Origin of the sequence: Streptomyces albus subsp. albus (genome assembly GCF_000719865.1) — a bacterium.
Classification (GTDB): domain Bacteria; phylum Actinomycetota; class Actinomycetes; order Streptomycetales; family Streptomycetaceae; genus Streptomyces; species Streptomyces albus_E.
In genome coordinates, this window is record NZ_JOID01000087.1 from 1 (window position 1) to 737 (window position 737).

The window sequence follows — 737 nt, forward strand, 5'->3', positions numbered from 1 at the left end:
GGCCAAGGCCCTCACCGAGACCACCCACACCCTGGACCCCGAAGCCGCAGCCGCCGTGGAGGCGATGGTGGTGGGGAAGATGCCCACCCAGTCGGTGGGGCAGACCCGGCGCGCCCTGAACCGGGCGGTGTTGAAGGCTGACCCACTGGGTGCGGAGCGGCGGCACCGCAAGCGGCGGGAGGACCGCTCGATTTGGCACCGGGCGGTCGAGGACGGCATGGCGACCTGGACGGCGTTCCTCCCGACCCCTCAGGCGGCGGAGTTGGACGCCGCGATCGACGCCCACGCCGCCACCTTCACCGACGACGACCGCACCCTGAACCAGAAGCGCGTCGACGCCCTGTACGACTTGATCGTCAACCGGCCCGTCACCGAGACCACTCCCGGCGCCCGCTCAGCGGCCGTTGTCCAGGTGACGGTGTCGCTGGACACGCTGATCGGGGTGGATGAGGAGCCCGCCGTGCTCAAGGGCTACGGGGCGATCAGTGCCGGGCAGGCACGACAGGTGGCCTTCGCCCCCGGCACCATCTGGCGGCGTCTGATCACCCACCCGAAGACCGGGGTGCTCATCAAGACCGACCCCACCACCTACCGTCCCACCGCCGAGACCGAACGGCACGTCATCGCCCGCGACGCGGCCTGCGTCTTCCCTTCCTGCCAGATGCCCGCCCACCGCTGCGACCTCGACCACATCCGCCCCTTCAACCACCAGGACCCAGAGGCTGGCGGGCCGACGG

At 71.1% G+C, this 737-nt stretch carries 1 protein-coding gene; it reads left to right on the forward strand.

The window, feature by feature from the left end:
- On the forward strand, positions 1–737 hold a 737-nt coding region (locus IF83_RS0129495; RefSeq protein WP_030549467.1), incomplete at both ends, for a DUF222 domain-containing protein.